This window comes from Corynebacterium sp. MSK004 (genome assembly GCF_030232515.1).
Classification (GTDB): domain Bacteria; phylum Actinomycetota; class Actinomycetes; order Mycobacteriales; family Mycobacteriaceae; genus Corynebacterium; species Corynebacterium hesseae.
This window is the reverse complement of sequence record NZ_JASPKB010000007.1, coordinates 138,464-160,111: the sequence shown is the minus strand read 5'-3', so window position 1 is coordinate 160,111 and position 21,648 is coordinate 138,464. Positions and strand designations below refer to the sequence as shown.

At 60.8% G+C, this 21,648-nt stretch carries 21 protein-coding genes and 1 tRNA gene; 15 read left to right on the top strand and 7 right to left on the bottom strand.

Annotation, left to right across the window (positions count from 1 at the left end; all coding sequences use genetic code 11):
- Positions 1 to 3 precede the first annotated feature (3 nt).
- The 6 genes from QP999_RS09895 (at position 4) to rdgB (ending at position 4,294) form a co-directional block, all read left to right on the top strand.
- Positions 4 to 540, top strand: a complete 537-nt coding sequence (locus QP999_RS09895; RefSeq protein ID WP_070522403.1) for a DUF2017 domain-containing protein — start codon at positions 4 to 6, stop codon at positions 538 to 540.
- A gap of 64 nt (positions 541 to 604) precedes the next feature.
- Positions 605 to 1,327 (top strand): rhomboid family intramembrane serine protease, encoded by a 723-nt coding sequence (locus QP999_RS09890; RefSeq protein ID WP_070522400.1) that lies wholly within the window; start codon positions 605 to 607, stop codon positions 1,325 to 1,327.
- The gene (murI, locus tag QP999_RS09885; protein WP_070561737.1) at positions 1,327 to 2,103 is read left to right on the top strand and encodes a glutamate racemase; all 777 of its coding nucleotides are present in this window, start codon (positions 1,327 to 1,329) and stop codon (positions 2,101 to 2,103) included. Before QP999_RS09890 ends, murI begins: the two co-directional genes overlap by 1 nt.
- Positions 2,104 to 2,170: 67 nt before the next feature.
- Complete coding sequence (locus QP999_RS09880; RefSeq protein WP_070561735.1) at positions 2,171 to 2,938, top strand: MBL fold metallo-hydrolase; 768 nt, start codon at positions 2,171 to 2,173, stop codon at positions 2,936 to 2,938.
- A gap of 22 nt (positions 2,939 to 2,960) precedes the next feature.
- Positions 2,961 to 3,689 (top strand): ribonuclease PH, encoded by a 729-nt coding sequence (gene rph / locus QP999_RS09875; RefSeq protein WP_010191250.1) that lies wholly within the window; start codon positions 2,961 to 2,963, stop codon positions 3,687 to 3,689.
- On the top strand, positions 3,683 to 4,294 hold the full coding sequence (gene rdgB, locus QP999_RS09870) for an RdgB/HAM1 family non-canonical purine NTP pyrophosphatase (RefSeq protein ID WP_070516103.1): 612 nt from the start codon (positions 3,683 to 3,685) through the stop codon (positions 4,292 to 4,294). The genes rph and rdgB overlap by 7 nt, the downstream gene beginning before the upstream one ends.
- A 62-nt stretch (positions 4,295 to 4,356) precedes the next feature.
- Here the strand turns inward: rdgB and QP999_RS09865 are convergent.
- Positions 4,357 to 4,438 (bottom strand) — tRNA-Leu (locus tag QP999_RS09865).
- Between the two features lie 143 nt (positions 4,439 to 4,581).
- On the opposite strand from QP999_RS09865, the gene QP999_RS09860 reads away from it, so the two are divergent.
- Positions 4,582 to 4,980: an SURF1 family protein gene (locus QP999_RS09860; RefSeq protein WP_070522389.1), complete on the top strand. Its 399-nt coding sequence runs from the start codon at positions 4,582 to 4,584 to the stop codon at positions 4,978 to 4,980.
- Complete coding sequence (locus QP999_RS09855) at positions 4,977 to 5,321, top strand: DUF3817 domain-containing protein (RefSeq protein ID WP_070522386.1); 345 nt, start codon at positions 4,977 to 4,979, stop codon at positions 5,319 to 5,321. The genes QP999_RS09860 and QP999_RS09855 overlap by 4 nt, the downstream gene beginning before the upstream one ends.
- On the opposite strand, the gene QP999_RS09850 is transcribed toward QP999_RS09855, so the two are convergent.
- Entirely contained in the window at positions 5,318 to 6,088 is a 771-nt protein-coding gene (locus QP999_RS09850; protein WP_070561429.1) for a DeoR/GlpR family DNA-binding transcription regulator, read from the bottom strand. The two genes, QP999_RS09855 and QP999_RS09850, sit on opposite strands and share 4 nt — an antisense overlap.
- A 113-nt stretch (positions 6,089 to 6,201) precedes the next feature.
- On the opposite strand from QP999_RS09850, the gene QP999_RS09845 reads away from it, so the two are divergent.
- Positions 6,202 to 6,549: a hypothetical protein gene (locus tag QP999_RS09845; protein WP_232755607.1), complete on the top strand. Its 348-nt coding sequence runs from the start codon at positions 6,202 to 6,204 to the stop codon at positions 6,547 to 6,549.
- A 59-nt stretch (positions 6,550 to 6,608) separates the two neighbouring features.
- Complete coding sequence (locus tag QP999_RS09840; protein WP_284848220.1) at positions 6,609 to 7,232, top strand: hypothetical protein; 624 nt, start codon at positions 6,609 to 6,611, stop codon at positions 7,230 to 7,232.
- 96 nt (positions 7,233 to 7,328) lie between these two features.
- On the opposite strand, the gene QP999_RS09835 is transcribed toward QP999_RS09840, so the two are convergent.
- On the bottom strand, positions 7,329 to 9,239 hold the full coding sequence (locus QP999_RS09835) for a solute carrier family 23 protein (protein ID WP_070561427.1): 1,911 nt from the start codon (positions 9,237 to 9,239) through the stop codon (positions 7,329 to 7,331).
- 374 nt (positions 9,240 to 9,613) lie between these two features.
- Here QP999_RS09835 and pflB point away from each other — a divergent pair, with 374 nt between their 5' ends.
- The 5 genes from pflB to QP999_RS09810 all read left to right on the top strand — a co-directional run bounded on the left by pflB (position 9,614) and on the right by QP999_RS09810 (position 15,427).
- Complete coding sequence (pflB, locus tag QP999_RS09830; RefSeq protein WP_070530034.1) at positions 9,614 to 11,707, top strand: formate C-acetyltransferase; 2,094 nt, start codon at positions 9,614 to 9,616, stop codon at positions 11,705 to 11,707.
- A gap of 35 nt (positions 11,708 to 11,742) precedes the next feature.
- Complete coding sequence (gene grcA2, locus QP999_RS09825) at positions 11,743 to 11,994, top strand: autonomous glycyl radical cofactor GrcA2 (RefSeq protein WP_070525314.1); 252 nt, start codon at positions 11,743 to 11,745, stop codon at positions 11,992 to 11,994.
- Positions 11,995 to 12,864 carry a pyruvate formate-lyase-activating protein gene (pflA, locus tag QP999_RS09820; protein ID WP_143335370.1) on the top strand — a complete coding sequence of 290 codons (870 nt, stop codon included), beginning with the start codon at positions 11,995 to 11,997 and terminating at the stop codon, positions 12,862 to 12,864.
- A 4-nt stretch (positions 12,865 to 12,868) separates the two neighbouring features.
- Positions 12,869 to 14,119, top strand: a complete 1,251-nt coding sequence (locus QP999_RS09815) for an alpha/beta fold hydrolase (RefSeq protein WP_070561424.1) — start codon at positions 12,869 to 12,871, stop codon at positions 14,117 to 14,119.
- Between the two features lie 105 nt (positions 14,120 to 14,224).
- Entirely contained in the window at positions 14,225 to 15,427 is a 1,203-nt protein-coding gene (locus tag QP999_RS09810) for an SPFH domain-containing protein (RefSeq protein WP_284848219.1), read from the top strand.
- Positions 15,428 to 15,526: 99 nt separating this feature from the next.
- On the opposite strand, the gene QP999_RS09805 is transcribed toward QP999_RS09810, so the two are convergent.
- The 4 genes from QP999_RS09805 to QP999_RS09790 are packed head-to-tail and all read right to left on the bottom strand — an operon-like array spanning position 15,527 to position 21,321.
- On the bottom strand, positions 15,527 to 17,224 hold the full coding sequence (locus QP999_RS09805; protein ID WP_284848218.1) for an ABC transporter family substrate-binding protein: 1,698 nt from the start codon (positions 17,222 to 17,224) through the stop codon (positions 15,527 to 15,529).
- Positions 17,225 to 17,284: 60 nt separating this feature from the next.
- Entirely contained in the window at positions 17,285 to 19,255 is a 1,971-nt protein-coding gene (locus QP999_RS09800) for an ABC transporter ATP-binding protein (RefSeq protein ID WP_284848217.1), read from the bottom strand.
- Complete coding sequence (locus QP999_RS09795; RefSeq protein WP_284848216.1) at positions 19,252 to 20,337, bottom strand: ABC transporter permease; 1,086 nt, start codon at positions 20,335 to 20,337, stop codon at positions 19,252 to 19,254. Before QP999_RS09795 ends, QP999_RS09800 begins: the two co-directional genes overlap by 4 nt.
- Positions 20,338 to 21,321 carry an ABC transporter permease gene (locus tag QP999_RS09790; RefSeq protein ID WP_070522351.1) on the bottom strand — a complete coding sequence of 328 codons (984 nt, stop codon included), beginning with the start codon at positions 21,319 to 21,321 and terminating at the stop codon, positions 20,338 to 20,340.
- Positions 21,322 to 21,648: the final 327 nt, after the last annotated feature.

Here is a 21,648-nt window from a genome sequence, read left to right as displayed (position 1 = left end):
AGTATGCAGACGTGGAAGAAGAAAAAGTCCTTCATGCGTGGTGCGAAGTACACCACCGTATTCGAGCCCATGGAGCGTGAAGTCCTCGGTGATCTCACCGCGACGGTCTCCGAGGCCATCATCGCCCGCGCGCAGTCAGCGCCGAAGGATGAATTGGCGGACATGCTCGACATGCCCACTGGGCACACCGAAGCGCCGGAGGATCCGTCACTGGCCCGTCTCTTTCCAGACTTCCAGAAGCCAGGGGATGAGGAGTTCGATGGTGATAATTCGCTGCTGCGCTCGCTGCACGAGAATGACATCGCGCGCGCCAAGCTGGAGAATCTCCAGGTGATTAACACCGCCCTTGGCCCTACCGGCGGGGTAGAGGTGGCTATCAGTGAGGAAGAAGCACATGCTTTCCTCGCCGGCCTCAATGACCTGCGCCTCTACATCGCTGCTGGCGACGTGCCGCAGGATACCCCCGGGGCAGACCGCGATGCGCTCGTGGAATGGCTGGCCTTCTGCCAGGATTCGTTGCTCAACGTCATCATGGACTAGCAGAAGCGCAGGCCGGGATTGGAGACGTAGTCCTTGCCTCACGCTTGCTAAAGTTGGAGGCATTATGACCACGAGTGGACCCTTTGGCCAGCAGCAATCGCATGAGCCCAACCCTTTCCAACCCCGCCCGGCAGGACCGGGAACGGGGCACCAACCCATACTCAACAAGGGGGACTCGAAGAACTACACCCGGACCGGACGTTTAAAAACGGCTGCGTCTTTAACGGTGGGCTTCCTGGCCGTCGAGTGGATCATCCACATCATCAACTTCCTGTTCTTTGGAAGCGAGCTGGGGCAGTACGGCATTCACCCGTTGGATTTCAACGGTATCTGGGGGATCTTCACCGCGCCGCTGCTCCACGCAAACTTTGAGCACCTCATCGGTAACTCGCTGCCAGGTGCGGTGTTTTGTTTCCTGATTGGCCTATCCGGGCGTAAGGCGTGGTGGGAGGTCACCATCATCGTGGTACTCATCGCTGGTGTTGGCACGTGGCTGCTGGGCGGGCCGGGAACCTCGCATATTGGAGCCTCGGGCGTGGTGTATGGCTGGTTGGCATACCTTATCGTGCGGGGTATCTTTAACCGCTCGTTGAGCCAGTTCCTCGTTGGCTTAGGCCTTGGTTTTGCCTACTCCGGCCTGATCTGGGGCGTGCTGCCCATCTATGAGGGAGTGAGCTGGCAGGGCCACCTTTTCGGTGCCATTGGCGGCATCGTCGCGGGCATGGTGATCACCTCTGATGACCCGATGAGAAAGGTTAAGCCTGCGCCTCGAGGAGTGATGAACTAATGCCTGATGCAACCTCTCCCATTGGGATTTTTGATTCAGGCGTAGGCGGACTCACCGTAGCGCGCACAATCATTGAGCAGCTTCCCGACGAATCCATCGTCTACATCGGCGATACCGCCCACGCCCCTTATGGTCCACGGCCCATTGCCCAAGTCCGTGAGCTGTCCACCGCGATTGCTGATGAACTCGTGGAGCGTGGCTGCAAGATGCTGGTGATTGCGTGCAACACCGCCACCGCAGCCTTCCTCCACGATGCCCGCGAGCGCTACGACATTCCGGTCGTCGAGGTGATTCGCCCGGCCGTGCGCCGTGCCATTGCCACCACCCGCAACGGCAAGATCGGCGTGATCGGCACGGAGGGCACCATTAATTCAGGTGCTTATCAAGATCTTTTTGCGGTCAACCCGAACGTCGAGTGCGAGGCAGTTGCTTGCCCGGACTTTGTGAACTTTGTCGAGCGCGGCATTACCGCTGGGCGCCAGATCCTCGGTGTGGCGGAAGGCTACCTCGCTCCGCTGCAATCGGCAGGGGTCGACACACTCGTCCTCGGCTGCACGCACTACCCGCTGCTCACAGGCGTCATCCAGCTCGCTATCGGTGACAACGTCACCTTGGTGTCTTCCGCCGAGGAGACCACGAAGGACGTTTTGCGCATCCTCACCAAGACGGACATGCTTGCCCCGGCGGGGCAAGTGCCAACCCGCAGTTTTGAGTGCACTGGTGACCACGCGGCGTTCGAGCGTTTGGCTACGCGATTCCTGGGACCCAAGATTTAGCACCGGCAAAGATGTACAATCGAGCCAAATCTCGCATCCCCCATTGTTTCGTGGAACTATTGAACGCATGAAGCTGACCATCCTAGGCTGTTCCGGGTCGGTGCCCACTGTGGGTAATCCGGCCTCTGGCTACCTCCTGTCATTCCCCTCGGCTCCGTCCATCATCATGGACCTCGGCCCGGGTACGCTTGCTCGCCTGCAGGAACTCCAGGATCCTTGCGATGCCCACGTGGCATTAACGCATCTCCACGCTGACCACTGCCTAGACTTCCCGTCGCTGATGGTCTGGCGCCGTTTCCACCCCACGGCCCCGGCAGCTTCTCGCAATTTTTGCCTCGGCCCGGCGGCGACTGAAACCCACTTGGGCCGGTTGTCATCGGATGCCCCGGATGGGGTGGATGATATGAGTGATTCCTTTGCGTTTAGTCCGTGGGTGGACCGTGAGCGCCAGCTTGTCGACGATGTCTACATCACGCCTTTCCGTACCGTGCACCCGGTAGAAACGTATGCCCTGCGGGTCGAGCACACGAAGACCGGCGCAACTGTGTGTTATTCGGCGGATTCTGCTTATACCCCCGCGCTCGTTGAGGCTGCCCAAGGCGTGGATGCTTTCCTCTGTGAGGCTGCTTGGGGCGAGACTTCGGAGGATAAGGCTCCAGACATGCACATGTCGGGAGCAGAAGCTGGGCGCCTAGCGCGTGAGGCAGGGGTAAAGAAGCTCGTGCTTGTTCACCTACAGCCGTGGGGCGATGTCGCCGCAACATATGCCGCCGCTGCCCGCGAGTTCGACGGAGAGATCGTCGTCGGCGCCGCTGGGATGGAGCTCGAGTTCTAACACGCGCGGTAGGGTAGTGGGCATGACTGATTTCACTCGTGCTGATGGTCGCGCGCTCGACCAACTCCGTAGCGTTCGCATTACCCGTAATTTCACCACCAATCCGGCTGGGTCGGTGCTGGTGGAGTTCGGTAACACCCGAGTCATGTGTACGGCTTCCGTGGAATTCGGGGTGCCGCGTTTTAAGAAGGATTCCGGCGAGGGCTGGCTGACTGCTGAGTACGCCATGCTGCCCTCTGCAACCCACGAGCGCATGCCGCGCGAGTCGATGAAGGGCAAGGTCAAGGGCCGTACCCACGAGATTTCCCGTCTGGTGGGGCGCAGCCTGCGCGCAGCGGTGGACCTGTCTGAGCTGGGGGAGAACACCATCCAACTGGATTGCGACGTGCTGCAGGCAGACGGCGGTACCCGCACGGCGTCGATCACCGGCGCGTATGTGGCGCTTGCTGATGCGATTGCCTACCTCAAGGAGGAAGGCGTCGTCCCGGGCGAGCCACTTCTGGATCCCATCGCTGCGGTTTCCGTCGGCATCATCGACGGCCACGTGTGCCTCGACCTGCCCTATGAAGAGGACTCCCGCGCGGAGGTCGATCTCAACGTGGTGATGCAGGAAGGCGGAGACTTCGTCGAGATTCAGGGCACCGGCGAGCACGGTTTGTTCGGCCGCGCGGAGCTCAACGACATGTTGGACGTGGCGCAGGCTGGTTGCGCCCAGCTTATCGACGCTCAAAAGGCGGCCCTCGGATGGTAAAGCTCCTCGTCGCTTCGAATAATGCCAAGAAGCTCAAGGAACTAGAGAAGATCCTCGCCGACGCCGGCATCGCGGGCATCGAGCTGCTCCCACTGTCCGCGGTGGAGGCTTACCCGGAGCCCGTGGAGGACGGCCGCACCTTTGCCGACAACGCGTTGATTAAGGCGCGCGCCGGGGTGCAGCACACCGGCTTGGCAACGATTGCAGATGATTCCGGCCTCGCGGTGGAAGAACTCAACGGCATGCCTGGTGTGCTCTCGGCCCGGTGGTCGGGCGGACACGGCGACGATGAAGCGAATAATCGTTTGCTGTTGGGGCAGATGTCCCACGTGCCCGCGGAGCGTCGCGCGGCGGCATTCGTGTCGGTCTGCGCCCTGGTGACCCCGGATGGCCAGGAGCACGTGGTGGAGGGCCGGTGGCCAGGCTCCTTGCTCACTGCGCCGCAGGGCGAGAATGGCTTCGGCTACGATCCCCTCTTCCAGCCCGAGGGCGAATCCCGTTCCGCCGCGGAGATGTCCCCGGAGGAAAAGAACGCGGTGTCGCACCGTGGCCGCGCACTGGCGCAGCTGCGCGAACCTTTGGCGGCCCTCGCCGGGCAAGCCTAAGCGCGCGGAACTGGGAATAACAAAAGCCCCGCTCGAAATTTGCCGAGCGGGGTTTGAAATTGTGCGCCCGGTGAGACTTGAACTCACACGTCATAAGACACTAGAACCTAAATCTAGCGCGTCTGCCAATTCCGCCACGGGCGCTGGTTTTGTTGCTGCGGAGTACTACCTTCTCTGCGCAACGTCCACTAGCCTACAGGGCAGCAGGCCGCGGAAGGAAATCCACTTTTCACGGCGTGGTGGGTAGGCTGTTGTGGGTGAGCACCAACCCAGCACCGAAAAAGCGGATGAAGGTTCGATGGTGGCACATCGTCCTCATCGTGTTCTTTGTCGTGCTCTTTTTGTTCCTTGCCTATTGGCAGTGGACTCGGTTCCGCTCCGGTTCGGGAACCTTCCAAAATCTGGGATACGCCTTCCAGTGGCCGCTCTTCGCGGTGTTCGTGGTCTACGCATACCGCACCGCTATGCGCTACGAGAATGAGCGTATCGATGCAGAGAACGAAGCCCTCGAGCGGGGAGAAGAACCAGCTCAGTATGAAGCAAAGAGCGTGAGGTCAACCAAGGAACAAGCCGTGACCAAGATCGACGAGGATTTCCTGCCACCTCGGCCGCAGGTTGATGTGGAAACCTTCAACGCCATGAACAAACAGCGCCGCCGTCGCGGCACCGAAGAGGAGAATCAATGAGCAACGCCGTCCACCCAGACCGCCAGGCCCGCATTCGTGGTCCGCTGAAGTTCTTTTCCATCGCCGCCACGGTTACCGGTATCTTCCTTCTTATTTTGGTTGTGCGCATGATCCTGCAGTACGGCGTAGGCATGGAAATGCCGTCGTGGGCCACGCTCATTGCCCAAGCCCACGGCGTGGCCTATATGGTCTACCTCGTCTCCATCCTGGTTCTTGGGCCGCGCGTCATGTGGCCGGTGAGCAAGTTGTTCACCACGGCGCTTGCCGGTGTTGTCCCGTTCCTGTCCTTCTGGATGGAGCACAAGCGTCGCACTGAAATCGTCGAAAAGTTCCAGCTTTAGGCGCCTTCCACCGGCACCATCGTGAGGTTGGCGCCGGCATCGACCACATCCTGGGCTAGATCCTGGGATAGGTCAGTCGTTGTGATGACCGTGTCTACTTGATCAAATGTGGCCACGCGGTGGGCTGACATGCGCGTGAATTTCTCTGGTGTGGTGACAACGATGACTCGTCGGGCGGCTTGGAAATAGGCCCGCTTAATGGTCGCCTCGGTGAGGTTCGGGGACATAAGGCCTACCGACGGAGTGCACGCGCAGATTCCGACAATCGCGAGGTCGAAGCGCATGGACAGGACTGTTTCAACCGCTTCCGCCCCGTACACCGCAAGATCGTCGCTGTTGACGGTTCCGCCGGGAATGATGACGTCACTGCCCGGCGTCTTGGCTAATGCTGCGCCCGCGTACAGGGACATCGCTAGTGCTGTGATGTCCATGCCGGCGAGATTGCGGGCAACGGCAGTTGGTGTTGTCCCTGAGTCAACGAGTACGCAGGAGCCTGGTTCAACGAGGCGGGCAGCCTCCGCAGCAATCGCCCGTTTGCCGGCGGGATCCTCTTTTCTGCGTACCTCCAGGGGATAGCGGGCGCCCCTTCGAACCGCGGGGCGTGCTCCTCCGTGAAATCGTTCGAGGGCCCCTACTTCTTCCAGCGCCGTGAGGTCGCGGCGGATGGTAATAGCGGAAGCTCCGGTGAGTTCTTGTAATTGGCTGACCGTTTTGCTTCCTGAGTCAACGGCCCAAATGATTCTGCGCTGGCGTTCTTCCTTGTCCATGGGCTTGATTGTATCGGCATGAAATGACCATGGTCGGTGAACGCTTCAATCTTTAATCTGTAGCTTGTCAAGGTAAAAAGCCACGTCATGCACGATTAAGGAAGATGATTGAAATGCGCAAGACCATAACCTTTGGGCTTATGATGAGCAAACGGCTCGCTGATGACATCGCCGCTTATGCGCCGCAAGGAGTCTCTGTCCGGTGGATCGGTAGCGAAGCGGAAGCGCGTGCGTGCGACGGCGTGATTGTCGACGCCACAGAATTCGCTGGTATTCTTCCCGGCCAGGTTGTGCTGGTGCTTGGCGACGTCAACGGGGTCGCCGAAGAGCGCCTTCGGAAGTCGGGCTCGGTGGTCATGGATCGTCACCTGCGCACGCATATCGACACCCTGTTAATGGCTTTTGCTGCTTTCGCTGAGCAGCAGGCTCTCGTCTCGGTGACTGCAGGTGACGTGTACTAAATCTGCGGAGACTAATCTGGAGCGTAGCTATCTCTACTACGTACGAAGGGCTAAGCCTCATGTCTCCTCGCAAACTCAGCACCACGCTCATCGCGTTGGTGGTGCTTCTTTCACTCGCCTGTGCCGGTTTAGGTGTGTATGCCGTGCGCCAACCACATGAGGTGTACACCGCGCCGGTAGAGTCAACCACTTCGCAGGTAATCAACGCAGTCGAGCGCGAGGAGCAAGTCGTCTTGCTTAGCCTCGGTATCCAAGGACTCACGGAGAAGTCCTCCGCCGGGCAGGTATTTGGCGTGAGGGTTCCGTGGACCGGCCGCACCCAGTTTGTGCAGTATTCCTACAAAGCCAAGCTCGGTATTGAGGGCAAGGAAGTCCGTGTCACCGAAACTGGCGAGCATGCTTATACGGTCCACATCCCGGATTTTATCTTCATCGGGCACACCGACGAGGAGTTCAAGACCGCCGTGGAGAACAACGGCGTGTTGAGCTGGACCACGCAGCCGCTCGACGCTGCCTCCACGGTGTCGGACGTTCTCAGCGCCGATAAGAAGCGCAAGGACATCAACGACAATCGCGAGCTCCTCCAAGACCAGGCCCGCAGCTTTTATGAAGGCATCATTCGCGGAGTGGACTCCGAAGCCCAGGTCACCATGGAGTTCCACAAACCTTCGCCCGCCAAGTGACCTTGAAGGCGGAATGAACCTATTAACGTCGAGTGGCCTTGTACGTGGAATGAACCTATTAACGTCGAGTGGCCTTGTACGTGGAATGAACTATGTTCATTCCACCTCCGTGAACTTGCGGTCCCAATAAGCGCGTACCGGGTTGGCGTCCGCGAGGAGGATGTCGAAGCGGTCGTTGGCAATCTCGATGATTTCGCTCAAGACCACGCGCTGTTCCAGCTCATCCGAGTTGGACAAGCGGCGCACGCCCGCATCGATAACGCGGTCGGCCGAGTCGTTGGTGTCCAGGTATGCCACAAAGGGCATGTCGAAGCGCTCGCGGTAGGCCGTTGAAACGTCGATAAGCTGCTGCGTCTGTACATCATCGAGGTCATCCAGGGCCAGGGAACCGCGGTCGGCGGAGATGGTGGCGGCCGAGTCAGCGTCGACAAGCAGCAGCTCATCCATCGCCGGGTAGTCGTGGATCAGTGCACGGTGCTTCTCACTCGGGGCGGTGAGCACCGCAACCTGGATTGCTTCCCGCAGCTGGCTGACGTCCTGGAAGGGACGAAGCTCCCAGGCGGCCTCAAGCGGCCAGGTCTCGTTGTTAAAGAGCGGGCGCAGGGCGCTGACGAAGCTGTCGCGCTCCATCTCGTTGAGCTCCTTAAGCGAGACGCCGGCGCCGTCGAGGCGGCTGACATCATCACCCGACTGCGCACCGACGTGGAAGAACAGCAAGTTGAGGAGAATCGCCGTAATTGCGCCGATGGACATTCCGGAGGAGACAAAGATCTGTGCCCATTCCGGGAAAGCAGTAGCGACATCCGGCTTGAAGGTGACCAGCATGGCCAAGCCCAGCGCGGTCGTGACGATGGCGGCGTTGCGGCCGTCGGTGATGTCTTCTTTCGCAATGGTCTGCAGGCCGGCCCACGCAACGTTGGCGAAGAGCGCCAACGAGGCACCGCCGAGCACCGGGGAGGGGATAGCCGCCACCACGGCGGCGGCCTTGGGCAGTAGTCCCAGGATGATCATGAAACCGGCTGCCGATGCCGCCACCCAGCGCGACTTCACGCCGGTCAGGCGAACCAAGCCGACGTTCTGTGCGAAGCAGGTGTAGGGGAAGGAGTTCATCACGCCGCCCAGGGTGGTGGAGAGGCCATCGGCGCGGATGGCGCGCACGACGTCATCACGCTTGATACGTTTCTTCACAATCTCACCGGTGGCGAAAACATCGCCGGTGGTCTCCACCATGGTGATGATCATGACGATGATGAGGGAGAGAATCGCCATGATGTCGAAGCGCGGCATGCCGAAATAGAAAGGCGTGGTCATGCCGATGGCGTCGGCCTCACGCACGCCGTCGAAGGACGTATCACCCAATACGAGTGCCAAAGCGGTGCCGATGATCAAACCAAGCAGTACCGACAGCGTTCCAAGGAAACCGCGGAAGAAGCGCTGAACCACGATGATGATGGCCAGCGTGCCGAAGCCATACAGCAGATCGCGCGCGGCCGGAACCCCGTCGGCGTAATTGACAAAGTCATTTGCAGATACCGCCAGCAGCGATGTACCCATGACCAAGAGCACGGTGCCGGTGACAATCGGCGGGAAGTATTTGAGCACTCGTCCAAAGACCGGCGCGGCGAAAAACGTAAAAATACCGGCGGCAATAATTGCGCCATAAATCGTAGGCAGCGGCTGGTCACCCGCGCTGAGTCCGATAGCAATGATGGGGCTGACCGCCGTGGTGGTCACACCCTGGATGATGGGCAGGCGAACGCCGATGTGCTTGCCGACGCCCACCGCCTGGATCAACGTCGCCAGACCACAGGTCAACAGGTCGGCGTTGATGAGGTGGATCGTTGTGGCCTCATCCAGCCCCAGCGAGCCCGCGATAAGCAGCGGGACGATGACCGCGCCAGCATAAAATGCGAGGACGTGCTGGAGTCCGAGCGCTGCCAACTTCGGGGCTGGTGGGACGGCGTCGACCGGGTGTGTGGGCTGAGGGGCGGTTGCGATGTCGGACACGCGGGGAGGCTCCTTGCTAAAAAGCGAGACGAGGATACTGCGCATAACAATAGAGCGCGGCAAGGACACGCACCAAGAGCTCGCCCCAAAAAGTGTGGGAAAGGCCACGTCAGGGGGTACTTTACCCCCGCATCCAACCGTACGGCCGTTACCTATGACGGAGCTGACCTGTGCAGTGCTCACACTGGCACCCTTGGTGGTGCGCGGCCCGCATTTGCCGATATGAGCTTGTGCGTCTTTACCCCTACTATGGGCTACAGAGAGGGGTTCGGTGACGAAACGGGTTGACCGAATTGCCCGTGAATTGAAGTCACCTAAAGCCCTTCTGCGACTAAGCATTACGCGTCGTGTGAACTACGAAGGGAGTCAATATAGTGACCACCGCAACTGAACAGTCCGTGCAGTTCGAGGCATGGAAGGGCTTCGAGCCCGGCCCGTGGACTGAGAACATTGACGTTCGTGATTTTATCCAGCGCAACTACACCCCTTATGACGGGGATTCCTCCTTCCTTGCTGGACCCACCGAGAAGACCAAGAATGTGTGGAATCACCTGGAGGAGAACTACCTGTCCATCGAGCGCCAGAAGCGCATCTTCGACGTGGACACCCACACCCCGAGCGATATCGATGCTTTCCCGGCCGGCTACATCTGTGAGGACGACAACGTCATTGTGGGCCTGCAGACGGATTCTCCGCTGAAGCGCGCCATGATGCCCAACGGCGGCTGGCGCATGGTCAAGCAGGCTATCTTTGAGGCCGGCAAGGAAGTTGACCCAGACGTAGAAAAGATCTTCACCCGCTACCGCAAGACCCACAATGACGCGGTCTTCGATATCTACACCCCGCGCATCCGCGCAGCGCGTTCCTCTCACATCATCACCGGCCTGCCGGATGCCTATGGCCGCGGCCGCATCATTGGTGACTACCGCCGCGTGGCCCTCTACGGCGTGGATTATCTCATCGCTGAGAAGGAGGCATCCAAGCACGCAGTCGGTGATATCGGATTCTCCGAGCACTGGGCACGCTACCGCGAGGAGCACGCAGAGCAAATCAAGGCTCTGAAGAAGCTCAAGGTCATGGCTGAGTCCTATGGCTTCGATATCTCGAAGCCCGCGAAGACCGCCCACGAGGCAGTGCAGTGGACCTACTTTGGCTACCTCGCCTCCATTAAGTCCCAGGACGGCGCCGCCATGTCCATCGGCCGCCTCTCCGCATTCTTCGACTGCTACTTCGAGCGCGACCTTGCCGCTGGCATCATCACCGAGGAAGACGCCCAAGAAATCATCGACCAGCTGGTGCTCAAGCTGCGCATCGTCCGCTTCCTGCGCACCGAGGACTATGACCAGATCTTCTCCGGTGACCCGTACTGGGCAACCTGGTCCGATGCTGGCTTTGGCGACGATGGCCGCCACATGGTGACCAAGACTTCCTTCCGTCTGCTGCAGACACTGATCAACCTGGGCCCGTCCCCGGAGCCGAACATCACCATCTTCTGGGATCCGCAGCTGCCGGCGGGCTACAAGGAATTCTGCGCCCACATCTCGATTGAGACCTCCTCGATCCAGTACGAGTCCGATAAGCAGATTCGTGAGCAGTGGGGCGACGACGCCGCAATTGCGTGCTGCGTGTCCCCGATGGCCGTCGGCAAGCAAATGCAGTTCTTCGGCGCCCGCGTCAACGCTGCGAAGGCCCTGCTCTACGCCATCAACGGCGGCCGCGACGAGGTCAGTGGCAAGCAGGTCGTCGACGGTTACGAGCCCATTAAGGGCGATGGACCGCTCGACTTCGACGAGGTCTGGCAGAAGTACGAGGAGATGCTGGACTGGGTTGTGGGCACCTACGTTGAGGCCCTCAACATCATCCACTATTGCCACGACAAGTACGCCTACGAGGCCATCGAGATGGCGCTGCATGATTCCGATATCGTGCGCTCCATGGGCTGCGGTATCGCGGGCCTGTCCATCGTGGCTGACTCGCTTTCCGCCATCAAGTACGCCAAGGTCTACCCGGTGCGCGATGATTCCGGGCTGATCGTGGACTACAAGACGGAAGGTGACTTCCCCTTCTACGGAAACGATGACGACCGCGCCGATGACATCGCCGCCACCATCGTTCACACCGTGATGGAGAAGATTAAGGCCATCCCGATGTACCGCAACGCCATCCCCACCCAGTCGGTGCTGACCATTACCTCCAACGTGGTCTACGGCAAGGCCACCGGTGCCTTCCCGTCCGGCCACGAGGCGGGCACCCCGTTCGCGCCGGGTGCCAACCCGGAGAACGGCGCGGATAGCCACGGCATGGTTGCCTCCATGCTGTCGGTAGGCAAGCTGGACTACAAGGATGCACTCGACGGCATCTCGCTGACCAACACCATCACCCCGTCCGGATTGGGCCGCACCCCGGAGGAGCGCATCACCAACCTGGTGGGCGTCCTCGACGCCGGCTTCATCATGGATTCCGAATAGACCACATCCACACCACTTCCTAAGGAGAACACAACATGGCAACCAAAACTTTCGACGAGCGCCTCGCTTCCATGAAGGCCAGCCGCACCGCCAACAACATGAACTCGGGCCTCTACCACGCCAACATCAACGTCCTGGACAAGTCCACCCTGGAGGACGCCGTTGAGCACCCGGAGAAGTACCCGAACCTCACGGTCCGCGTTTCCGGCTACGCGGTGAACTTCGTGAAGCTCACCCGCGAGCAGCAGCTCGACGTCATCTCCCGTACCTTCCACCAGGGCTCCTAAATGGCAGATGGCATTACCGGCGTCGTGCACCTCAACCCTGAAGAAGGGGAGAAGGTGCGCGGCGCCGCCGCCGGTTTAGGAACGGATAATGACCTCGAGGGCTACACCCGCCCGGAGTTGATGCAGGCCCGCCGCTCTGGCGATGTCGCGCTCGTGCACTCCTGGGAGCTGGTGACGGCCGTGGATGGACCCGGAACCCGCATGACCATGTTCATGTCGGGTTGCCCGTTGCGCTGCCAGTATTGCCATAACCCCGACACCATGGAGATGAAGGTCGGAACGTTGGAGCGCATCGAGGATGTGGTCAAGCGCATTAAACGCTATAAGCCCATCTTCAAGGCTTCCGGGGGCGGCCTGACCATCTCGGGCGGTGAGCCGCTCTTCCAGATCGCCTTCGCACGGCGTGTGCTCAAGGAAGTCCACGATGCAGGCATCCACACCACGATCGACACCTCGGGTTACCTCGGCGCGCGCCTGCGCGATGAGGATCTAGACAACATCGACCTGGTGCTGCTCGACGTCAAGTCTGGTGACGAGGAGACCTATAAAAAGGTCACCCGCCGCGAGCTGCAGCCGACGATCGACTTTGGGGATCGCCTCAACGCCATAGGCAAGCCGGTCTGGATCCGCTTCGTGGTGGTGCCGGGGCTTACCGACAGCCCCGAGAATGTCGCCAACGTGGCCAAAATTGTCTCCCGCTGGAAGAGCAACGTTGAGCGCGTCGAGGTGCTGCCCTTCCACAACATGGGCGCGGACAAGTGGCACGAGCTGGGCTACCCGTACACCCTGGAGGATACAAAGCCGCCGAAGCCGGAAGACGTGGAGAAGATTCGCGAGGTGTTCCGCAAGGAAGGTTTCGTGGTCTACTAGAAGCATGAAACGCTTCGGCCACACCATCAAAGAACACATCATCACCGTCCCCTGGGACTATGACAATCCAGCCGCGGGGGAGTTCGAGCTCTACGCCCGGGAAATCATCCCGCCGGGCGGTGAGAAGTACCCGGCGCTGCTCTATAACCAGGGCGGGCCGGGTTTCCCGGCGCCGCGGCCGACGGGTGCCACCGGGCTCATCGGCAAGGGCCTGGAGCGCTACCGCTGGATCCTCATGGACCAGCGCGGCACCGGGCGCAGCCACCGCATCGATGAGCTCAGCCCGGCTGAGGATCGCACGGCGCAGCGCTTGGCACAGCTGCGGCAGGAGAATATCGTGCGCGATGCCGAGCGCCTGCGCGAGCACCTCGGCGAGGACTCCTGGGATCTCTACGGCCAATCCTTCGGCGGCTTCATCATTACCGCCTATGTTTCGATGTTCCCCGATTCCATCGGCCGTGCCTTTCTCACCGGCGGCCTGCCCACCCTGACCAAGGGCGCGGATGCTCTCTACCGCACGACCTTTGCCAAGCTCAAGGTCCGCCACGAGCGCTTTTATGCCCAGTTCCCGTGGGCTCAAGCACGCATCGAGGAGCTCATCCACCACCTGGACAACTCGGAAGAGCTGCTGCCGACAGGGGAGCGCCTGTCCTCGCGCCGCTTCCGCACTATCGGCATCGAACTGGGCCGCGGTACCGGATTCGATTCTCTGGGCTACCTGCTGGAGGAGCCTTTCCGCACCGTGAACGGCGAGAAGCGCTTGCGTTCGGACTTCCTCAACAACGTCGGTAGCCGCGTGAGCTTCCAGGCTGGGCCTCTCTACGCGGCCATCCATGAGTCCATTTACGGTGGCGTGGGCGGCCAGGCCGTCACAGGCTGGGCGGCGCACCGTGTGCGCGAGGAATTCCCCGAGTTCGCCGAGGAAGGCACCTATCTGACCGGCGAGCACATTTTCCCTTGGCAGTTCGACGAGGACCCGGCGCTGCGCCCCTTCAAGCAGGCCGCCGAGGAGCTCGCCGTCCACGAGTGGGCAAGTTCGCCGTACGATGCTGCCGCGCTTGCCGACGCCCCCGTTATCGCCTCCGCCGCCATCTACCTTGACGATATCTTCGTGCCCTTCGAAAATTCCCTGGCCACGGGGGAGACCTACCGCGATTTGCGCCCGGTGGTGACCAACCGCTTCCAGCACAACGGTATTAGCGAAGACGGCGCGGGGATTTTGGGCGAGCTCTTCCGGGCGGCTGACGAGCGTTAACGTGCGTCGAGTGCGTTCGGGGAGCAATCTCCCCCAAGATGTGGTGGTGGTCACCGTGTGGCAAACTGGTTAGGAAAATCCAACCGAAGCAGAAAGGATAAGCCTATGGGCGGACTCATCGTCATCGGCGTGATTCTTCTAATTATTATTGCCACCGCCTTCGACGGTTTCTACATCGTCCGGACGAAGGAGGCCGCCATCATTGAGCGGATGGGTAAGTTCGTGAACGTTGCTCACGCGGGCTTGCACTTCAAGGTGCCCTACGTTGACCGCGTGCGCGCCAAGATCAGCCTGCAGATCCGTCAGCTCGATGTCATGGTGGAAACCAAGACCAAGGACAACGTCTTCGTTCAGATCCCAGTCGCCGTGCAGTACGAGGTAGTGCAGGGAGCAGAGCGTCAGGCCTTCTACACCCTGTCTAACCACGAGCAGCAGATCGTGGCTTATGTTCAGGACAATGTCCGTTCTTCGGTTGCCAACATGGACTTGGATGATTCCTTCTCCTCCAAGGACACCATCGCCCGCAACGTGGCGATGTCCCTGCGCGATAACATGGCCGCCTACGGCTGGAACTTTGTCAATACCCTGGTCACCGATATCCGCCCGGATGCCCGCGTGCGCGAGTCCATGAACTCCATTAACGCCGCACAGCGTGAGCGCGAGGCAGCCGTTGCCCAGGCAGAGGCCGAGAAGATCCGCGTGGTCAAGGAGGCCGAAGGTGCGGCCGAGGCCAAGAAGCTGCAGGGCCGCGGTGTGGCTGACCAGCGTAAGGAGATCGTCGAAGGTATTGCTCAGCAGTATGAGCTGCTGCGTGCTGCCGGCGTGCAAGAGAACCCCGAGACCCTCATGCTGGTCTCCCAGTACCTCGACGCCATGGTAGACGTGGCCGACCGCGCCCACACCAATGTGCTCTACATGCCGTCTAACCCGGGTGGCATGCAGGATCTCTTCGGCGGTATGCGCGACGCACTGCTGTCCACCAACGCTATTAATGAAGCGCCGAAGCCGTCGGTTTCCCTGTCCGACAACAAGCACAGCCGCGAGGATTCCGGTGCTGCACGTCGCCGCCGCGAGGAGCAGGAGCGCCGTGAGCGCGACGAGCGCGCCCGCCGCGAAGCTGAGATGATGGAGCAGGCGCAGCGCGCACAGCAACAAGCACAGCAGCAGGTGCAGAACGCGCCGCAGCAGGGCCAGGGCTTTAGCCAGATTCCGAGCTTCCCTTCCCCGCCGCAGGGCAATAACCAGCCGCAGAGCGCGCGCGACTATTTTGACCAGCTGCGCAACCAGCTCAACAAGGGCAATAACTAAGCACAGCGCTTAAGACTAAGCTCAGCACATAAAAAGAGGGCCTTCCCGCTTGGGGAAGGCCCTCTTTCGCTGCCTTGGGTGGTGCTAGGCGGCCGTTACTTACTTGGTGTAGCCGATGTTCTCCACCTCGATGACGGCGAAGGAGTTGGCGCCGAAGTTTGCGATATCGGGGTGGGTCGCAACCATGGTCGGGCCGTTGAAGATAGGAATGATGCCGTACTGGGCAAGGGCCTCTTTCTCCAGCTCATTGGATTTTTTGATCTGCTCATCTGGGTCAGCGATCTGGGATAGCTCGTCGATCTTCTTGTCCAGTTCTGGTGTGCCCGTGCCGGAGCGGTTGAGCTGGGAGCCGGTGCGATAGGTCTGGCCGAAGTAAGCGACACCGAAGGGATCGCCGGAGGAGAAACCCATAGGCAGAATATCGAAGTCGTACTTGGAGGTGATCTCGGAGAAGTCAGAGACTGGGCGTTCCTCCACCTTCAGGTCCACGCCGATATCCTTCATCATCTTTTGGGTGGCGGTGGCCATGGCCTTGCTGATGGAAGAATCTCCCAGCAGCGTGTAGCGCATGGACAGCTTCTTGCCGTCCTTCTCGCGGATGCCGTCGCCGCCTTCCTTCCAGCCGGCCTCATTGAGGAGCGACTTGGCCTTCTCTGGAGCGAAAGAAATGACTGCGCCGACGTTGTCCTCGTAGCCCTTCTGGGTTTGGTAGAGGTTGAAGGAACCTGGCAGGTCCTCGGTGTAGCCGTTGAGTCCGTTGAAGCGGATGCCGGAGAGCGTGGCGCGGTCGATGCCAGTCATGATGGCTTCGCGCACCTTGATATCAGAGAGGATCTCGTTCTTGGAGTTGAGCGTGTACAGGTTCTTGCCTGGGGTCATGGCGGTGCGAATTTCAACGTCTGGCATGTCCTTTACGGCCGCCAGGCGTTCCTTGTTGGCCACGCCGGTGGCGTCAATTTCGCCGGCCTTGAACGCGTTGATTGAGGCCTGGTCCTCCATCTGGCGGTAGGTCACCTTGTCTAGGAATGGCTTATCACCCCACCACTTCTCGTTCGGAACGAAGGTAGCGCTGCCGTTCTTGAAGTCGACGCTTTCGACCTTGTACGGGCCCGCACCCCACTCCGGGTGGACCTTGCCCAGGTAGGCCTCGTTGAACTTCTCCGCGGAGTCAACCTGTGGCGGGAGCAGGACGTTGAACAGACCCTGCCACCACGGATAGGCCTGTTTAAAGGTGATGACGGCCTGCTTGTCGTTCTCACCCGGCTTGACGGACTCGATGAGCTCGTAGCCGTCGGTGGCGCTAACGTTGACGTCCTTGTTCTCACCGTTGTTGAACTTCCACGTGTTCTCGAAGGCCTTCCAGTCAATCGGGGTGCCGTCGTTGTACTGCGCCTTCTCGTGGATGGTGAAGGTGACGACGGTCTTACCGTCCTTTTCTTCGTCTTTGACGTCGGTGATGTAGTCATTGTTGACGTGGAACTCACCCGCGCCATCGAAGAGGCCAATTTGCGGGTTGTAGTACTTCCACAGGCTCAGGGTGTATGAGGTGGCGTCGGCCTGGAAGGTGTTCTGCTGCTGGGAGATCTCGTCGATAGCCAAGCGCAGCTCGCCACCCTCCTTGAGCTCGGAGCGGTCCTTGGGGTTGTAGGAGCCGTCCAGCTTGACGTCGAGCTTCTCGCCGGAGGCGGAATTGCCTGATCCATCGGAGCCGGAGCCGCCATCGGAGGCGCAGCCGGTGAGGATGAGGGCAGAGGCGGTGACCACTGCGAGGGCGGTCCTGCGGAGCTTCATATTCATATGTGTGTCCTTTCGAGAGGAAACATGGAGACAAAGGTGAGTATTTAGTTATAAGTCTTGCTAAGCCGGGGTTTCGGCGGGCTGGTAAATCTCGCGCACCCGGTCACGCTCCACGGCTGGATCCGGCACCGGGATGGCGGAGAGCAGCGCGCGGGTATAGGCGTGTTGCGGGTTGTCAAAGACCTCGTCCGTGGGGCCGTATTCCACGAAGTCGCCCTTGTACATCACGGCGACCTTGTCGGAAAGGTGGCGCACCACGGAGAGGTCGTGGGCCACGAAGACCAGGGAGATGCCCAGGCGGTTCTTCAGGTCGTGCAGCAGGTTGATGATGCCGGCCTGGATGGAGACGTCGAGGGCGGAGACAGGCTCGTCGAGCACCACGATGGAGGGGTTGGTGGCCAGAGCACGGGCCAGGCCGATGCGCTGGCGCTGTCCGCCGGAGAAGTGTCCGGGGAAGCGATCCACCTGGTGGGATTCCAGGCCGACGAGCTGCATCAGCTCAGCCACGCGCTGGCCGACGTCCCCCTCGTACCCCAGCGATTCCAGCGGCTCGGCGATGATCTCACGAATGGTCATGCGCGGGTTGAGCGAACTCATCGGGTCCTGGAAGACGATTTGGATGTCCTTGCGCAGCTTCCGGCGCGCGGACGCGCTCAAACCGGAGGTGTTGGTGCCGTTGACCACGATGGTGGAACCCTCTGGCGGGTTGAGGTCCATGATTTCCAGCAGGGTGGTGGTCTTGCCGGAGCCGGACTCGCCCACGATGGCGAAGCACTCGCCTTGGTGCACATCGAAGCTGACGTTCTTGACCGCGTGTACTGTGCCGACGCGGCGCTTGAGAATCGCTCCCTTGATAAGAGGGAAGTCCTTGACCAGGTTCTTGACCTCCAAGGTGACCGGCCGCTGCTCGTAGGGAGTATCGCCCAAGGTATCGGCGGAAATCTTCGGCAACGGGTACATGCGCTCGCCGCCGATGGTGCCGTCCTTGATCTCGTCGGAACGCAGGCAGGAGGCGAAGTGTCCGGGGACGTCGTCAAGCGCGCGCAGCTCCGGTTCCAAGGTTCGGCACTCATCCTTCACCACTGGGCAGCGGTCCGCGAAGGGGCATTCGGTGGCGACATCGATAAGCTGCGGCGGGGTACCCACGATGGGGGTCAGTGGTTCGTCGGTGGCCTTGTCCACGCGCGGCGTCGACCCGAGAAGGCCCACGGTATAGGGCATCTTGGGGTTGTTGAAGATGGTGTCGACATCACCCAGCTCCACCGGTCGGCCGGCGTACATGACCAGGACGTCGTCGGCCGTGCCGGCCACCACGCCCATGTCGTGGGTAATCATGATGACCGCGGCGCCAGTTTCGCGCTGTGCCACCTTGAGGACCTCCAGGATCTGGGCCTGGATGGTGACGTCGAGCGCGGTGGTGGGCTCGTCGGCGATGATGACGCGCGGGTTGTTGGCCATGGCGATGGCGATGACCACGCGCTGGCGCATACCGCCGGAGAATTCGTGCGGGAATGACTTCACGCGCTTCTCCGCCTCCGGGATGCCGACGAGCTCGAGCAGGCGAATGGCTTCCTTTTCCGCTTCCTTCTTGGAGACATCGCGGTGGGTTTGGATGGCCTCGATGAGCTGGTCACCGATGGAGAACACCGGGGTCAGGGAGGAGAGAGGATCCTGGAAGATCATGGCGATATCCTTGCCGCGGATCTTCGACATCTCCTTGTCGGACTTGCCAATGAGCTCGGTGCCGGCATAGACCACGGAGCCTTCCACCTTGGCGTAGTCGGGCAACAGGCCCATGACGGCCAAAGAGGTCACGGACTTACCGGAGCCGGACTCGCCCACAATCGCCAGGGTGCGGCCCGGCATGAGGTCGAAGTCGACGCCGCGCACTGCGTGGACGGAGCCGGCCTCCGAGGGGAAGGTGACGGTGAGGTTGCGCACGGACAGCACCGGATCGGTGGATGCAGCGGGGTCGGTGGCGCGGCTGGCCGGGTCGGCGTTGGCGGTGTGTGCAGTATTCTGCGGGGTCATGCTCGGCCTCCGGAGTTCGAGTTGGGGTCAATGGCATCGCGCAGGCCGTCGGCGATGAACGCCATGGAGACGGTCAGCAGCGTGAGGATGCCTGCGGGGAAGTAGAAGAGCCAGGGCGAGGCCTCGACGGCGTTGGCGCCGCCGGCCAGGAGGGTGCCCAGGGAGACGTCGGGAAGCTTCACACCCAAGCCCAGGAAGGACAGCGCGGTCTCCGACATGATGGTGGACACCACGCCCAGGGCCGCCTGGATGATGAGCAGCGAGCCGATATTGGGAACTACGTGGCGGAAGATGGTGCGCAGGCGCGAGACACCCATGTAGTCTGCGGCACGGACATAGTCGTTCTCGCGCACGCTGAGCGCCATGGCCCAGATGACGCGCGCCGGGTACATCCAGCCGAAGGCGATGAGCACCACGATGAGCAGCTTCCAGTCGCCGCCGGAATCAGAAACCACCAAGGCGATGAGCAGGAAGGTCGGGATAGCCAGCAGGAAGTGAATGACTGCCAGGATGACCTTTTCCACCGCACCGCCGTACATGGCCGCGGCCGCGCCGATGAAGGCGGAGATCAGGGTAGAAGCCAGCGAGACGATGAGCGCAATGATCAGCGAGCGGCCCAAGCCGTGGACGGTCTGCGCAAAGAGATCGTTTCCAGAGTCCGTGGTTCCGAACCAGTGCTCCGGGGAAGGCCCGGTGGAGAGGTTGAAGAAGTCCGGCTCGTCGAAGGACCACGGGGTGAGGTAGCTGCCGAAAATGGAGAGCAGGGTAAGCAGTAGGAAGATAACGAGGCCGACGGCAGCTGCCTTGTTGCGGAAGAAGCGGCGAACGTACAGCTTGAGCTTGGAGGTGCCGCGGAAATCGCCGCTGGAGAATTGCTTGCGCTGCGCGTCATCGACGTCGACGCCGGAGCCGAGCGCGGACTGTGCGCTGGGTTCGGTCTGCGGTGAAAAGTCCGCAGTGGCGGCATGCGGGCGCACGCCGAGGTTATCAGCTGCCGTATCGATAGCGAGGTCGTTGCGGCGGTGGCGCTCGGTGTGGCGCGCTTCGGAGCGTGGCGACGTAGATTTCTTTTCTGGAGACATTTAGCTCACCCTTACTCGCGGATCGAGGGCGACGACGACGAGGTCAGCCAGGATTGCGGAGAAGGCAATCATGACGGCACCGAAGGCGGCGACGGCGGTGGTGCCGTTGACGTCGTTGCGGCTGATGGTTTCGATGAAGTACTGGCCCATTCCCTTCCACGCGAAGATGGTTTCCGTCATGATGGCGCCGGTAAAAATACCGGGAACGGAGAAGGCCACGGAGGTTGCGACCGGAATGATGGAGGTGCGCAGGGCGTGCTTGCGGATGGCCTGGGAGCGCGTCAGGCCCTTGGCCCGGGCGGTGCGCACGTAGTCGGCGTTCAAGTTATCCAGCAGCAAGGTGCGCTGCATCATGTGGTAGCCGGCGTAGCTGATGATGATGAGCGAGATGGACGGCAAGATGAGGTGTTGCGCCATATCCAGCAGCTTGGGGAAGAAGCCTTCGACGCCGAGGCTGGAAGCGCCCGTCACGTAGACCACGCGGTGGCCGGTCACGCGGTTGATCCACAGACCACCGGCGACGACCAAGATGGAGGCCACGACGACGTGCGTGTTCATCGTGATGATGGAGACGCCCTGCCAGAAGCGGTCGGCCGCCTTGTACTGTCGGGAGGCGGTGTAGACGCCGAGGGCGACGCCGATGACGACGGAGAGAATCGTGGCCACGAGCAGCAGCTGCGCCGAGACGAGCGCGCGGTGCCCGATTTGTGCGCTGACCGGGTCACCGAGAGGGGAGGTACCCCAGTCCCAGTGGAAGATGATGTTGGACAGCCATCCCCACCAACGCTCAAGGAGCGGGGTCTCCGGGTTGAGGCCGAGTGGCGTGAGGATGCGACCGATTTCTTCCGGCCCGAGCGGTGGGTTGCGGCCGACATAATTTGATCGGGGATCAAGGAAGGTTGCGGCCAGGAGGTACGCGATATTAGTCGCGAGGAAGATGACTACCAGCCAGCTGGCGGTCTTCTTGATGATGTACTTGAACATCACTATTCCTTCGCAGGGGTCGTCTCGGCAGGATTGGGAGTGATGGCGGCCAGCGAGAGCTTACGGCGTCCATGTGACCTAGACCTCAGGCTAGGTGCTGTGTCACATATTAAAAGAAATGTGAGGCAGGAGGGAAAGATTTATCGTTTTAGATTCTTGAGGGGGTGTCCCTTATGTGAGCTCAGTTTGCATTAATTACATATTAATAGGCCTATAGAAATCTCCGGGTGGGAGGAATGTTGGCGCAGTGCGCACCAAGGTTCCCGCCGCCGAAAACCCTGCATAACCGTTTAGGGGTGAGTGAATATTATGCGCATAATTTCGGGG

Excerpts from the sequence above, each read along its gene's own strand:
- rdgB (WP_070516103.1), top strand. The coding sequence starts at position 3,683 with ATGGTAAAGCTCCTCGTCGCTTCGAATAATGCCAAGAAGCTCAAGGAA.
- QP999_RS09805 (WP_284848218.1), bottom strand. The coding sequence starts at position 17,224 with ATGAATATGAAGCTCCGCAGGACCGCCCTCGCAGTGGTCACCGCCTCT.
- QP999_RS09795 (WP_284848216.1), bottom strand. The coding sequence starts at position 20,337 with ATGTCTCCAGAAAAGAAATCTACGTCGCCACGCTCCGAAGCGCGCCAC.
- pflA (WP_143335370.1), top strand. The coding sequence starts at position 11,995 with ATGGCAGATGGCATTACCGGCGTCGTGCACCTCAACCCTGAAGAAGGG.
- QP999_RS09855 (WP_070522386.1), top strand. The coding sequence starts at position 4,977 with ATGAGCAACGCCGTCCACCCAGACCGCCAGGCCCGCATTCGTGGTCCG.
- QP999_RS09895 (WP_070522403.1), top strand. The coding sequence starts at position 4 with ATGCAGACGTGGAAGAAGAAAAAGTCCTTCATGCGTGGTGCGAAGTAC.
- QP999_RS09850 (WP_070561429.1), bottom strand. The coding sequence starts at position 6,088 with ATGGACAAGGAAGAACGCCAGCGCAGAATCATTTGGGCCGTTGACTCA.
- QP999_RS09880 (WP_070561735.1), top strand. The coding sequence starts at position 2,171 with ATGAAGCTGACCATCCTAGGCTGTTCCGGGTCGGTGCCCACTGTGGGT.
- QP999_RS09790 (WP_070522351.1), bottom strand. The coding sequence starts at position 21,321 with ATGTTCAAGTACATCATCAAGAAGACCGCCAGCTGGCTGGTAGTCATC.
- rph (WP_010191250.1), top strand. The coding sequence starts at position 2,961 with ATGACTGATTTCACTCGTGCTGATGGTCGCGCGCTCGACCAACTCCGT.
- QP999_RS09860 (WP_070522389.1), top strand. The coding sequence starts at position 4,582 with ATGAAGGTTCGATGGTGGCACATCGTCCTCATCGTGTTCTTTGTCGTG.
- QP999_RS09810 (WP_284848219.1), top strand. The coding sequence starts at position 14,225 with ATGGGCGGACTCATCGTCATCGGCGTGATTCTTCTAATTATTATTGCC.
- QP999_RS09890 (WP_070522400.1), top strand. The coding sequence starts at position 605 with ATGACCACGAGTGGACCCTTTGGCCAGCAGCAATCGCATGAGCCCAAC.
- grcA2 (WP_070525314.1), top strand. The coding sequence starts at position 11,743 with ATGGCAACCAAAACTTTCGACGAGCGCCTCGCTTCCATGAAGGCCAGC.
- QP999_RS09840 (WP_284848220.1), top strand. The coding sequence starts at position 6,609 with ATGTCTCCTCGCAAACTCAGCACCACGCTCATCGCGTTGGTGGTGCTT.
- QP999_RS09845 (WP_232755607.1), top strand. The coding sequence starts at position 6,202 with ATGCGCAAGACCATAACCTTTGGGCTTATGATGAGCAAACGGCTCGCT.
- QP999_RS09800 (WP_284848217.1), bottom strand. The coding sequence starts at position 19,255 with ATGACCCCGCAGAATACTGCACACACCGCCAACGCCGACCCGGCCAGC.
- murI (WP_070561737.1), top strand. The coding sequence starts at position 1,327 with ATGCCTGATGCAACCTCTCCCATTGGGATTTTTGATTCAGGCGTAGGC.
- QP999_RS09815 (WP_070561424.1), top strand. The coding sequence starts at position 12,869 with ATGAAACGCTTCGGCCACACCATCAAAGAACACATCATCACCGTCCCC.